This is a genomic window from Cellulophaga baltica (assembly GCF_900102165.1).
GTDB lineage: Bacteria > Bacteroidota > Bacteroidia > Flavobacteriales > Flavobacteriaceae > Cellulophaga > Cellulophaga baltica.
In genome coordinates this window covers 704543-716684 of sequence record NZ_FNBD01000001.1, presented here as the reverse complement: position 1 = coordinate 716684, position 12142 = coordinate 704543, and the positions used below count along the sequence as shown (strand labels likewise).

The following is a 12142-nucleotide window of genomic DNA, read 5'->3' as shown; positions in this document are numbered from 1 at the left end:
TTCTGATGCTGTATCTTTGCGGTAGTATCTAATTCAAAATAATAAAATTATGCTTGGTTTAAAATTGGCAACAGATCCTCGTTGGGCTAAATTAGTTGAAACCAATATTGAAGAAATATTGACAGACCATGCGTGGTGTGAGCAAAAAGCAGCCACCAATGCTATTACCATAATTTCTTTAAATTCTGAGCACGAAGAATTAGTAACCGAGCTGCTAAAGTTGGCGCAAGAAGAATTAGAGCACTTTCAAATGGTCCATGATATCATTAAACAAAGGGGTTATACACTAGGAAGAGAGCGTAAGGATAGTTACGTGAATGAACTATTCAAGATTCAAATGAAAGGCGGTAGTCGTCAACAAGCTTTGGTAAATAGATTGTTGTTTTCTGCGATGATAGAAGCACGCAGCTGTGAGCGTTTTAAAGTGCTTTCTGAAAACATTAAAGATGAAGAGCTTTCAAAATTCTATAAAGAATTGATGATTAGTGAAGCCGGTCATTATACCACATTCCTTGGTTTTGCTCGTAAATATGGTGGGGGTATTGATGTGGATGCACTCTGGAAAGACTTATTAGCTGCAGAGGGCGAAATCATCAAAAATTATGGCAAGTCTGAGACTATTCATGGATAGGTTTCTTTGTAAATCTTATATCTTGAGGTAAAGCGTTGCAAAGTGATTTATTTACAATTTTTGAACGCATCATTTTTTTGTCATTAAAATGACGAGAAATGTTTTGGATTAACTCGGTGTAGTTATCGTTAATTTCTTCATTTTCATTTTTCCATTGATAATAAAAGACTTTAATTGATCTGCAATTATCATGTTCAAAGATAGTATTAAGCATTGTTCTGTCGGATAAGCCACAAGAATGACCCATGATATATACTTGGAATTTAGAGGAGTCTATGAAATCTATTAGTTGTTTGTAATTAGAGTTTTGTAGGTATTTAAAGGATTTGAAATTTTTTAAATAGCCATTATCATCTAAGTTTTCTATAAATTTTTAGTCAGTGTCCATTTCATCCCCAAAACCAAAGTTCATTTGATTATTGCGGTCATTGAGGCGACCATGAATTTGAATCATTTTTGTTGGAAAGTAATTTTCGTCACGAATAGAACATGAACTTTTGATAATATTACAATATTGGTCAATAGAATGTGTGTAATTAAAATTTAAGAAGATATTATGACATTTGTTGTCTTCTATAAATTTTTTGACTTCTCTGTGGTTGTATGCTTCATAAAATTTATTATCAAATTCTTTTAACTCTAATTCATCTTCTTTAGGAAACTCATCTAAACAGGATTTATGAGAGTTTGATTCTGAATATCTTTTTGGTTCCTCTTTTATGAAATTAAGAAGGCTGTTTGCTTTGGATGGGTCTTTATCAAAGTAAAATTTTTTAGTAACATGTTCCATCAAATAATTTTCGAATAATGATCTAATTTGTTCAAATTCATCATTTAAAATTTTAATAGAATTAGAGTGCTCTTTGTTATTATCGTTTTCTATAGAATCAGCCTTCTTTATTTTGCTTTTTATTTTCAACTCTTGATAATATTCATTTTCTATATCTACCCAATTAATTATTGATTTTTTGTTTATTTTTTTGAAAAAATTATTTCGAAACTCAAATATTATATTGCCAGTAGAACTGTAAGATTTACAAGTATAGTTTCCGTTGTCGAACTTATAATTGTTTTTATCAGAATACTCTTGTAGGCTCGATAGAATGTTAGAGAAATTATTAATTGATTCATCAAGATAGTTGAAATTGTTTTCATTAACATAGACCAATTCTTTTATGTGATCTTCCTTATAATTGAGACGTAGGTTCTCCCAAAACTTATCTATAAAATGCTTGTACGAGGTAGGTAAACCGTGAGCTAAATCAAAACCGTTACCAATTATTATAAGTTTATTCATTTTTTTCTTTTTTACTACCTAATACATTTACAATAGCAAAGGTTATAAAAGCAGGAAGTACCCATCCCATGTTGTAGGTGCTTAGTGGTACTAACTCTTTAATACTGATTACTTCATGAGCATACCCTATGGTGCTTAAAAAATCTGGGATACTAAATACTGCAGTTACAATTACTACGCTTCTAAAGACTAGTGTAGAAGCATACTTTTCTGGTAAAATGTTTAGTAAAATTAGGATAATAGTGATTGGGTAGATAAACATCAAAGCCGGTAAAGCCACAGTAACTATATATGCGACATTAAACTGCCCCATAACAACGCCTAGAATACAACCTAAGACAGCGCTAACCGTGTAAGCTACTTGAGAGTCGTTAAATAAATGCCTGATAAAATCGGCTGTTCCTGTAACAATACCCACTGCGGTGGTAAAGCAGGCTAGACTTACTAAAATACTTAGAAACAAATTGGCCGTGCTGCCTAGTGTTTTTATACTAATGCTATTTAGTAGTGCGGTTCTAGTAATATCTGCATCAAACTGATTGTGCATTACAGCTCCAGTAAATATAAGCCCCGCATAAATAACAAATAAAGCAGTACCAGCTAACCAGCCTGCTTTTCGTATTAAAGATTTTTTTTCTTCAAATGTCTTTTCTTTGTTGCTGATATTTACCGATACGATAATTACGCCACCTACCACCACAGCGCCTATAGCATCAAATGTTTGATAACCTTCTAAAATTCCGTGCGTAAATGGGCTGTCAAAATGAGTAGTTCCAAAATTGAAATCGAAATAAAATACCGTAATACCTATAATCGCTAATAATATTAAAATAATTGCAGGGGTCAATAGTTTCCCTAGAATATTTAAAAGCTTTGATCTGTTCATGACAAATACGAATACTAATGCAAAATAAATGATGCTAGTGACGATGTAAGGGGAGTCAAAAAATGGTTGTACTGCTATTTCGTGCGTAACAGATGCCGTTCTCGGAGAAGGCAAGCTTACGGAGATGGCATATATTAAAATAGAGTACATTAAACTGAATGTGCGGGATACTTTCTTTCCAAAGTCGAATATGGTTCCTTGAATCTTAGCGTGTGCTAAAATTCCAAAAAGAGGAATTAAAACTGCAGATACGCAAAAGCCTAAAGCTACTAGCCACCACATGTTTCCTGATTGAAATCCTAATAGGGGAGGGAAGATTAAATTGCCGGCTCCAAAAAATAAAGAGAAAAGCGCAAAGGCGGTTACTAACGTTTCTTTGGTGTTTTGCATAGGTAGGAAATATATGGAGGAAAGATACTAGAAAAAATATTGTTTTCAGAATGCATTTTATCGATGATTATTGCTTTTAATCGAAAAATAATGTGATTTGTCGTTTTTACTAATAATTCATAGCGTAGCATTCAATAAATCACTAAGAACATCGTTCTAAGAAAAGAGCAATTACAATTTGTTTTTTGCTACATCATTTTATATTAATTAATTGCAATATCATAAGTTCCCAAAGCTTACGTGCGTCATAAAAAACCTTAACTATGAAGAAAGTAATTTCTAGCTGCGGCTCAAGATTCAATGCGTTTTGCTGCTCAATTTTTGGGCACCATTATACCATGTCAAGAAAAGTAACTTCTCATATAAAAGAATATAAATGTCTTCATTGTGAAAAACAGGTGACTACAGATGCTAACGGAAAATTAGCACGATTAACACCGGAAATGAAAGACATTAATGCAACTTTAGAAAATTTATATCAAAAAAGACATCGAACGTCACACCAACAAGTGGCGTAATTATGCTTGGCAAATGAATTTCAGCCCTCAATGGCTTAGAAATTTAAAAGTAATTCCTGATTGTATTCGATACACCGCTATCTGTCTTGTGCCCTAAGACCTAGCTAAAGTATGTCGTTTATTCTCGGGAATTCTTCTTTTTATTCCGCATTAAAAGAGTTCCACCCCTGTGCTGTTAAGCCAATTTTAGAACCGCTTCTGGTCACCATATTTGCTCCTAAACTCTTATCGGTCATATGACCAATAACGGTTAGGTTAGGATTACCTTTTATTTTGTCAAAATCTTTTTGATCTACCGTGAATAACAGTTCATAATCTTCACCACCACTTAAGGCAACTAATGTACTATCTATTCCAAACTCTTCACAAGACGAAATTACAGTAGGATCTAGAGGTATTTTATCTTCATACAAATCACAACCCACGGCACTTTGCTTACATAAATGCAGTATTTCAGAAGAGAGTCCGTCGCTTATGTCTATCATCGCTGTTGGTTTAACTTCTAATTGTTCTAAAAGTTCCACGATATCCTTTCGCGCCTCAGGCTTTAATTGGCGCTCTATGATGTAAGAGTACGGTTCTAAATCTGGTTGGCTGTTTGGGTTTACCTTATACACTTCTTTTTCGCGTTCTAAAACTTGAAGTCCCATATATGCGCCACCTAAATCTCCAGTAACTACTAGCAAATCATTTGGTTTGGCGCCATTACGGTAAGCAATGTCTGCTTCATTAGCTACACCTATTGCGGTAACGCTAATTAGCAATCCTGTTTTTGATGAGGTTGTGTCGCCACCTACTAAATCCACATTGTAGGTTGCTGTAGCTAATTCAATTCCGGCATAAAGTTCCTCTAGTGCTTCTAGTGGAAACCTGTTAGATACTGCTACGGAAACTGTAATTTGCGTAGGAATTGCGTTCATGGCATAGATGTCAGATAAATTTACCATGATTGCTTTATATCCCAAGTGTTTTAAGGGCATATAGCTCAAATCAAAATGAACACCTTCAATGAGTAAATCAGTGGATATGACAGTTTTTTTATCTTTTAAATCCAATATTGCAGCATCATCACCTATAGCTTTAAGTGTTGATTTTTGTTTGCTCTCAAACGATTTTGTTAAGTGTTCTATCAAACCAAATTCGCCCAATTCTTCTAATGAAGTTTTTTTCTGATTTTTATCTTCTATCATGCTGCAAAAGTACATAGTATTCCCTTAAAATAAAATGCTTTACAGATAAACTAGCAAGATATGAACGTTTGTAAAACTCGGTATAGAGAAGCATTATGGTGTCATGTATTATATATATGTTAGTTAATATGGAAAAAAGCGACATATACCTTATATTTGTAAATTATTTAGAACAAATCCAATTAATATGATTCAGGTATCGGAGACGGCAAAAAAAAGAGTCATTTCGCTTATGGAAGATGAGGGTTTTGATGCAACAAAGGACTATGTACGCGTTGGGGTAAAGAGTGGTGGTTGCAGCGGACTATCCTATGAGCTAAAATTTGATGATAAAATAGGGGAGACAGACAAAGTATTTGAAGATAATAATGTAAGAATTATTGTAGAAAAGAAAAGTTTTCTTTATTTGGCAGGAACAGTATTAGAATATTCTGGAGGACTAAACGGGAAGGGTTTTGTTTTTAACAACCCTAATGCACAACGCACCTGTGGTTGCGGCGAAAGTTTTTCATTATAAACTAAGTGTAGAATAGATAGAATAGAAAATTAAATTTCCCCTTGGGGAAGTAAAATGGGCTTATGGCATATACAGAAGAAGAGCTAAAAAAAGAATTAGAAACCAAAGAATATGAATACGGTTTTTATACAGATATAGAGTCAGATACATTCCCAATCGGATTAAATGAAGATATTGTTCGTGCTATTTCTAAAAAGAAGAACGAACCAGAATGGATGACTGATTGGCGTATTGAAGCATATCGTGTTTGGGAAAAAATGGAAGAACCAGAATGGGCAAATGTTCATTATACGAAGCCAGATTTCCAAGCTATATCGTATTATTCTGCTCCTAAAAAAAATGATCCTAACAAATCTCTTGATGATGTAGATCCTGAATTATTGGAGATGTACAAAAAACTAGGGATTTCTGTAGATGAGCAAAAGAAGCTTCAAAATGTTGCAGTAGATATTGTTGTAGATTCTGTTTCTGTAGCTACTACGTTTAAAAAGACCTTAGGAGAAAAAGGAATTATTTTCATGCCAATATCAGAAGCTATTCAAGAGCATCCAGAATTGGTGAAAAAATATATGGGTTCTATTGTTCCCACAACAGATAACTTTTATGCGGCATTAAATTCTGCTGTTTTTACAGATGGTAGTTTTTGTTACATTCCGAAGGGTGTTCGTTGCCCAATGGAATTATCCACTTATTTTAGAATTAATCAAGCAGGTACGGGTCAGTTCGAAAGAACTTTAGTCATTGCAGATGAAGGTAGTTATGTATCATACCTAGAAGGTTGTACGGCGCCATCTCGTGATGAAAACCAATTGCATGCAGCAGTTGTAGAGCTTATTGCTTTAGATGACGCTGAAATTAAATATTCTACCGTACAAAACTGGTTCCCTGGAAATAAAGAAGGCAAAGGTGGGGTGTACAACTTCGTGACTAAAAGAGCGTTGTGTGAGAAAAATGCAAAGGTTTCTTGGACGCAAGTAGAAACGGGTTCTGCCGTAACATGGAAATATCCTTCTTGTATTTTAAAAGGAGATAATTCTATAGGAGAGTTTTATTCTATAGCCGTTACCAATAACTACCAACAGGCAGATACGGGTACAAAAATGATTCACTTAGGGAAGAACACAAGAAGTACTATTATTTCTAAAGGTATTTCAGCGGGTAAATCTCAAAATAGCTATCGTGGTTTAGTTCAAATTAATAGTAGAGCAGACAATGCGCGTAACTTCTCGCAGTGTGATTCACTATTGATGGGTAATGAATGTGGTGCACATACGTTCCCATACATTGAAGCTAAAAACAAAACGGCGCAAATAGAACATGAAGCTACCACTAGTAAAATTGGTGAAGATCAGATCTTCTATTGCAATCAAAGAGGTATTCCTACAGAAAAGGCTATTGCGTTAATCGTAAATGGTTTTAGTAAAGAGGTCTTAAATAAACTACCAATGGAGTTTGCTGTTGAAGCACAGAAATTATTGGAAATTAGTTTAGAAGGTTCAGTAGGATAAAAAAATAATTAGGAAAAGATATTAAATCACAATCAGGATGTTACAAATAAAAAACCTACATGCAAGTGTAGAAGGTAAAGAAATCTTAAAAGGAATTAACTTAGAAGTTAAAGCAGGAGAAGTTCATGCAATTATGGGGCCTAACGGTTCTGGTAAGAGCACCTTATCTTCTGTAATTGCAGGGAAAGAAGAGTTTGATGTTACTGAAGGTCAAGTTATATTACAAGGAGAAGATTTAGAAGATGTTTCTCCAGAAGAAAGGTCTCATAAAGGTATTTTTCTTTCTTTTCAATATCCTGTAGAAATTCCTGGAGTATCTGTAACTAACTTCATGAAAACAGCTATTAATGAAGGGCGTAAGGCAAGAGGATTAGAAGATATGCCAGCAAAAGATATGCTGAAATTAATTCGTGAGAAATCTGAAATGCTAGAAATAGACCGTAAGTTTTTATCTCGTTCGCTAAATCAAGGTTTTTCTGGTGGAGAGAAAAAACGTAATGAAATTTTTCAAATGGCAATGTTAGAGCCAAAATTAGCCATCTTAGATGAGACTGATTCTGGTTTGGATATTGATGCATTACGTATTGTAGCAAATGGGGTGAATAAATTAAAGAGTAAAGACAACGCTGTAATTTTAATTACACACTACCAACGTTTGTTAGATTATATCGTTCCTGATTTTGTTCATGTTTTACACAATGGAAAAATTGTAAAATCTGGTGGTAAAGAATTAGCGCTAGAATTGGAAGAAAAAGGATACGATTGGATTAAAAATGAAGCTGTAGTTTAAAGAAGTAAATAGTATTACCTAGTAAATGTCCTTATCATTTATTACCCTAATACTCCATACTTAATACTTATAATAATGGATTTAAAAGATAAATTAATTTCTTCATTCATGGCCTTTGAGAACAATGTTGATGTAGATCATCCTGTTCATGAAGTGCGTATGGAAGCTATGAAGAATTTCGAGATAAAAGGCTTCCCTTCTAAAAAAGAAGAAGCTTGGAAATACACTTCTTTAAATAGTTTACAGAAAGTAGATTTCAGTATTTTTCCTAAAGAATTAAATGCGCTTGAATACAAAGAAGTAAAAAAGTACTTTATCAATGAAATTGATACCTATAAAATTGTTTTTATTGATGGTATTTTTAGCTCAAATTTATCGGAAACTACCCATGACGGTGTCGATATTTGCTTAATGAGTTCTGCTTTAAATAAGCCAATGTACAAGCAAATTATTGATGTGTATTTTAATAAAGTGGCTTCTAAAGATGAATCACTTACTACCTTAAATACAGCATTTAGTAAAGAAGGGGCGTACATATATATTCCTAAGAATAAAATGCCGAAGAAGCCCATTGAGATTGTGCATTTTGCAACCGGTACTGAAGCTTCTTTAATGTTGCAACCACGTAACTTAATTATCGTAGAAGAAAATGCTGAGGTTCAAATTATTGAGCGTCACCAGAGTTTAACTTCAAACGAAGTTTTAACCAATTGTGTTACAGAAATATTTGCAGCTAAAAGTTCTATTGTTGATTATTACAAGGTTCAAAATGATGCAGCAAATGCCTCATTGATTGATAACACCTATGTAGATCAAAAAGATAAGAGTGATGTGAAATTTCATACGTTTAGCTTTGGTGGAAAGTTGACTAGAAATAATCTTAACTTTTATCAAAATGGTGAATATTTAGATTCTACCATGAAAGGGGTTACTATTTTAGGAGATAAACAACATGTAGATCACCATACGTTGGTACATCACATAGAGCCAAACTGTGAAAGTCACCAAGATTATAAAGGTATTTATGGAGACAGTTCTACGGGAGTTTTTAACGGTAAAATCATCGTAGAAAAATTGGCTCAAAAAACCAATGCTTTTCAGCAAAATAACAATATTTTGATTAGTGATAAGGCCTCTATCAATACAAAACCGCAACTAGAGATATTTGCAGATGATGTTAAGTGTTCTCATGGCTGTACTATTGGTCAGTTAGATGAAGATGCATTATTTTACTTACAGTCTCGTGGTATTCCTAAAAAGGAGGCTAGGGCTTTATTAATGTATGCGTTCGCAAATAATGTTTTAGAAAGCGTTCGCATTCCAGAGCTTAAAACAAGAATTAATAAACTAATTGCCAACAAATTGGGAGTTAATCTTGGATTTGATTTGTAATTAGATTTAGTAGATAATACGTTATAGGCCTCGTATCTTATTTTTAAGATGCGAGGCTTTTTTCTTAAAATTAGCCAATTAACAATTTTTTATAGCGCATATAGTCTATTTATGTTGTTTTATTATCCAAATTTGGGAACTATAAAAACAACTTAAATACAAAAAACATGAAACAAAAATTATTACTACTAATTTCGTTTGCATTGGTTTCAATTTCATTAACCGCCCAAGATGATTCTGATCAAAAATTTAGTGTGGAGGCTAGTTATCCAACGTCCCTGAATGATGGATTTCTTAGTGATGGTATTTTGGATATAGGTTTAAAGTATCGTTTTCTTGATTTACAAATAGTAAAAATAGGCGTGGGTATTAATGGTAGCCTATTTACAGAAAACGATGAAGATAATGCCTTTGGAAGCCCCTCTAAAACTAAAAATTATTTTATACAACCTAAGATTTTCGGAGAGGTAAGTATTCCGGGGCTTGAAAAACTTAGGCCTAGTGTCGGACTTGGCTATTCTTTTGTAAATTCCAAGATTGAGGGTACTAGTAGTAATTTTGGTGATTTTGATTATGATGTTGACAATAAGGGCTTCAATTTTGTACTAGGTACTAGCTATGACATTACGAAATCATTTTTCGCTCAAATTCAATATGATGTTATTTTTCTTGAAGATGCTAAAGAATATAAAATAAATGAATTTAGTACCTTAAAATTAGGTGTAGGTTTTAGGTTTTAACCACAATCAATACAATAATTTAAAAAGGCTCAAGGTATATCCTCGAGCCTTTTTTTGTGGCCATATTCCTTAGAAACCAGTCAATTTTTAATGTTATCTAAGCTTTAGTCGGTATCTTTGTATTCAATTATTTGAGCTATGATAGACGTTACTAAAATTCGTAAAGATTTTCCAATTTTAAAACGGGAAGTTAATGGAAAACCCTTGGTTTATCTTGATAATGCAGCAACATCACAGACACCGCAACAGGTGATTGATGTGATTGTAGATTATTACAGCAACTATAATGCAAATATTCACCGTGGTGTTCACGCTTTATCTCAGGAAGCGACAGATAAATATGAGCAAGCAAGAATAAAGATTCAAAAGCATTTTAATGCGGCAAAATCATATGAGGTTATCTTTACTTCAGGAACCACCCATAGTATTAATATTGTAGCTAATGGTTTTTCATCGCTAATAAAAAAGGGAGACGAAATTATTGTTTCTGCTATGGAACATCATTCTAATATTGTGCCTTGGCAAATGTTGTGTGAGCGTACTGGGGCCATTTTAAGAGTGATTCCTATGAACTTGGATGGCGAACTTATTTTGAGTGCTTATCATGAGTTATTATCAGATAAAACAAAGCTAATATTCTGTAACCACGTTTCTAACGCTTTGGGAACCGTAAATCCTATAAAAGAAATTATTGATGCAGCACATAAAGTGGGTGCAGCGGTGCTTATAGATGGGGCGCAAGCGGCACCACATATTAAAGCAGATGTACAGGCATTAAATGCAGATTTTTATACGGTTTCTGCTCATAAGATTTGTGGACCAACGGGCGCAGGAGTATTGTACGGAAAAGAAGAGTGGCTGAATAAATTACCACCATACCAAGGAGGTGGGGAAATGATTGCTGAGGTAACTTTTGAAAAAACAACCTATGCAGATCTTCCGCATAAGTTTGAGGCAGGCACTCCTAATATCTGTGGAGGTATTGCAATGGGAGCAGGCTTAGATTATATGAATGCCATTGGTTTTGACGAAATAGCCGCTTATGAGCATGAGCTTTTAGAATATGCTACAGAAGAATTGTTAGCGATTGACGGATTAAAAATCTATGGTATTGCCAAAGAAAAAACAGCGGTGATCTCTTTTAATGTAGGGGAAATACACCCTTATGATATAGGCTCAATATTAGATAAATTAGGGGTTGCAGTTCGTACAGGGCATCATTGTGCACAGCCAATTATGGACTTCTATAAAATACCTGGCACTGTGAGAGCCAGCTTTAGTTTTTATAACACCAAAGAAGAGGTTGATGTTTTGGTTGCAGCCGTTAAAAAAGCGAAATCTATGTTGGAGTAGTGCGCTTGTAGCAATACTTTAATCATTTTATTAAGCAACTGAAACCAATGAATACTTATTGTATTTTTGTACAATAGTTTAAGCTACCCTTTTCAGGGTAAGGCAAATTAAATATTAAAACATGAGCATTAAAGAAATACAAGACGATATCGTAGATGAGTTTTCAATGTTTGATGATTGGATGCAACGTTATGAGTATATGATAGATTTAGGGAAATCTTTACCCTTGATTGAATCACAATACAAAACAGAGGATAATATTATCAAAGGATGTCAAAGTAAAGTTTGGGTTCACGCAGATTTAGAGGACGATAAACTAGTTTTTACGGCAGATAGTGATGCTATTATAACCAAAGGGATTATTGCTATTCTAATCCGAGCATTTAGCAACCAAAAGCCTAAAGATATTATCGACGCAGATACTGCATTTATTGACGAAATAGGGTTGAAAGAGCATTTGTCCCCTACGAGAGCCAATGGATTAGTAAGCATGATAAAACAAATAAAATTATACGCAATTGCGTATCAAACGCAAGTAGGTTAATTATAAAACCTTAAAATTTTAAAGATGAGCGAAGAAGCAACAATAGATACAGCAGAATTAGGAGAACAAATAGTCGTTGTGTTAAAAACAATCTATGATCCTGAAATACCAGTAGACATTTACGAATTGGGTTTAATATACGATGTTTTTGTAAATGAAGACAATGAAGTTAAGATTCTAATGACCTTAACCTCTCCAAACTGCCCTGTGGCAGAATCATTGCCTGCAGAGGTAGAAGAGAAGGTAAAATCTTTAGATGCTGTTAAAGATGCAGAGGTAGAAATTACTTTTGATCCACCATGGACACAAGAATTAATGAGTGAAGAAGCTAAATTAGAATTAGGAATGCTTTAGTATTACGAAGCATTTAATTCTTTTTTTTCACT

General features: G+C 33.8%; 13 protein-coding genes. 10 read left to right on the top strand and 3 right to left on the bottom strand.

Features of this window, described 5'->3' with window-relative positions; translation table 11 throughout:
* Nucleotides 1–49: 49 nt before the first annotated feature.
* On the top strand, nucleotides 50–631 hold the full coding sequence (locus BLQ19_RS03160; protein WP_074537340.1) for a MiaE family protein: 582 nt from the start codon (nucleotides 50–52) through the stop codon (nucleotides 629–631).
* A gap of 373 nt (nucleotides 632–1004) precedes the next feature.
* On the opposite strand, the gene BLQ19_RS20885 is transcribed toward BLQ19_RS03160, so the two are convergent.
* Together BLQ19_RS20885 and brnQ are read right to left on the bottom strand one after the other, a co-directional pair.
* The gene (locus tag BLQ19_RS20885) at nucleotides 1005–1928 is read right to left on the bottom strand and encodes an AbiH family protein (RefSeq protein WP_083332165.1); all 924 of its coding nucleotides are present in this window, start codon (nucleotides 1926–1928) and stop codon (nucleotides 1005–1007) included.
* Nucleotides 1921–3204 carry a branched-chain amino acid transport system II carrier protein gene (gene brnQ, locus BLQ19_RS03150; RefSeq protein ID WP_074537339.1) on the bottom strand — a complete coding sequence of 428 codons (1284 nt, stop codon included), beginning with the start codon at nucleotides 3202–3204 and terminating at the stop codon, nucleotides 1921–1923. The genes BLQ19_RS20885 and brnQ overlap by 8 nt, the downstream gene beginning before the upstream one ends.
* A 263-nt stretch (nucleotides 3205–3467) precedes the next feature.
* On the opposite strand from brnQ, the gene BLQ19_RS03145 reads away from it, so the two are divergent.
* On the top strand, nucleotides 3468–3722 hold the full coding sequence (locus BLQ19_RS03145; RefSeq protein WP_024482234.1) for a DUF1660 family phage protein: 255 nt from the start codon (nucleotides 3468–3470) through the stop codon (nucleotides 3720–3722).
* 140 nt (nucleotides 3723–3862) lie between these two features.
* On the opposite strand, the gene thiL is transcribed toward BLQ19_RS03145, so the two are convergent.
* Nucleotides 3863–4912 carry a thiamine-phosphate kinase gene (gene thiL / locus BLQ19_RS03140; RefSeq protein WP_074537338.1) on the bottom strand — a complete coding sequence of 350 codons (1050 nt, stop codon included), beginning with the start codon at nucleotides 4910–4912 and terminating at the stop codon, nucleotides 3863–3865.
* Between the two features lie 187 nt (nucleotides 4913–5099).
* Here thiL and BLQ19_RS03135 point away from each other — a divergent pair, with 187 nt between their 5' ends.
* The 8 genes from BLQ19_RS03135 (at nucleotide 5100) to BLQ19_RS03100 (ending at nucleotide 12110) form a co-directional block, all read left to right on the top strand.
* Entirely contained in the window at nucleotides 5100–5429 is a 330-nt protein-coding gene (locus BLQ19_RS03135) for a HesB/IscA family protein (RefSeq protein ID WP_024482232.1), read from the top strand.
* A gap of 62 nt (nucleotides 5430–5491) precedes the next feature.
* Nucleotides 5492–6937 (top strand): Fe-S cluster assembly protein SufB, encoded by a 1446-nt coding sequence (gene sufB, locus BLQ19_RS03130; protein WP_025616185.1) that lies wholly within the window; start codon nucleotides 5492–5494, stop codon nucleotides 6935–6937.
* A 37-nt stretch (nucleotides 6938–6974) separates the two neighbouring features.
* The gene (gene sufC / locus BLQ19_RS03125; protein WP_074537337.1) at nucleotides 6975–7727 is read left to right on the top strand and encodes a Fe-S cluster assembly ATPase SufC; all 753 of its coding nucleotides are present in this window, start codon (nucleotides 6975–6977) and stop codon (nucleotides 7725–7727) included.
* A gap of 75 nt (nucleotides 7728–7802) precedes the next feature.
* Complete coding sequence (gene sufD, locus BLQ19_RS03120) at nucleotides 7803–9119, top strand: Fe-S cluster assembly protein SufD (protein WP_074537336.1); 1317 nt, start codon at nucleotides 7803–7805, stop codon at nucleotides 9117–9119.
* 167 nt (nucleotides 9120–9286) lie between these two features.
* On the top strand, nucleotides 9287–9859 hold the full coding sequence (locus BLQ19_RS03115) for an outer membrane beta-barrel protein (RefSeq protein WP_074537335.1): 573 nt from the start codon (nucleotides 9287–9289) through the stop codon (nucleotides 9857–9859).
* 138 nt (nucleotides 9860–9997) lie between these two features.
* Nucleotides 9998–11212: an aminotransferase class V-fold PLP-dependent enzyme gene (locus BLQ19_RS03110; RefSeq protein ID WP_074537334.1), complete on the top strand. Its 1215-nt coding sequence runs from the start codon at nucleotides 9998–10000 to the stop codon at nucleotides 11210–11212.
* A 121-nt stretch (nucleotides 11213–11333) separates the two neighbouring features.
* A complete protein-coding gene (locus BLQ19_RS03105; protein ID WP_024482226.1) occupies nucleotides 11334–11756 on the top strand; it encodes a SufE family protein in 423 nt (140 codons plus the stop codon).
* A 24-nt stretch (nucleotides 11757–11780) separates the two neighbouring features.
* Complete coding sequence (locus BLQ19_RS03100; protein WP_024482225.1) at nucleotides 11781–12110, top strand: SUF system Fe-S cluster assembly protein; 330 nt, start codon at nucleotides 11781–11783, stop codon at nucleotides 12108–12110.
* Nucleotides 12111–12142 lie beyond the last annotated feature (32 nt).

Bases quoted from the DNA above. Each gene is read 5' to 3' on its own strand.
- BLQ19_RS03160 (WP_074537340.1), top strand. From the start codon at position 50: ATGCTTGGTTTAAAATTGGCAACAGATCCTCGTTGGGCTAAATTAGTT.
- BLQ19_RS20885 (WP_083332165.1), bottom strand. From the start codon at position 1,928: ATGAATAAACTTATAATAATTGGTAACGGTTTTGATTTAGCTCACGGT.
- brnQ (WP_074537339.1), bottom strand. From the start codon at position 3,204: ATGCAAAACACCAAAGAAACGTTAGTAACCGCCTTTGCGCTTTTCTCT.
- BLQ19_RS03145 (WP_024482234.1), top strand. From the start codon at position 3,468: ATGAAGAAAGTAATTTCTAGCTGCGGCTCAAGATTCAATGCGTTTTGC.
- thiL (WP_074537338.1), bottom strand. From the start codon at position 4,912: ATGATAGAAGATAAAAATCAGAAAAAAACTTCATTAGAAGAATTGGGC.
- BLQ19_RS03135 (WP_024482232.1), top strand. From the start codon at position 5,100: ATGATTCAGGTATCGGAGACGGCAAAAAAAAGAGTCATTTCGCTTATG.
- sufB (WP_025616185.1), top strand. From the start codon at position 5,492: ATGGCATATACAGAAGAAGAGCTAAAAAAAGAATTAGAAACCAAAGAA.
- sufC (WP_074537337.1), top strand. From the start codon at position 6,975: ATGTTACAAATAAAAAACCTACATGCAAGTGTAGAAGGTAAAGAAATC.
- sufD (WP_074537336.1), top strand. From the start codon at position 7,803: ATGGATTTAAAAGATAAATTAATTTCTTCATTCATGGCCTTTGAGAAC.
- BLQ19_RS03115 (WP_074537335.1), top strand. From the start codon at position 9,287: ATGAAACAAAAATTATTACTACTAATTTCGTTTGCATTGGTTTCAATT.
- BLQ19_RS03110 (WP_074537334.1), top strand. From the start codon at position 9,998: ATGATAGACGTTACTAAAATTCGTAAAGATTTTCCAATTTTAAAACGG.
- BLQ19_RS03105 (WP_024482226.1), top strand. From the start codon at position 11,334: ATGAGCATTAAAGAAATACAAGACGATATCGTAGATGAGTTTTCAATG.
- BLQ19_RS03100 (WP_024482225.1), top strand. From the start codon at position 11,781: ATGAGCGAAGAAGCAACAATAGATACAGCAGAATTAGGAGAACAAATA.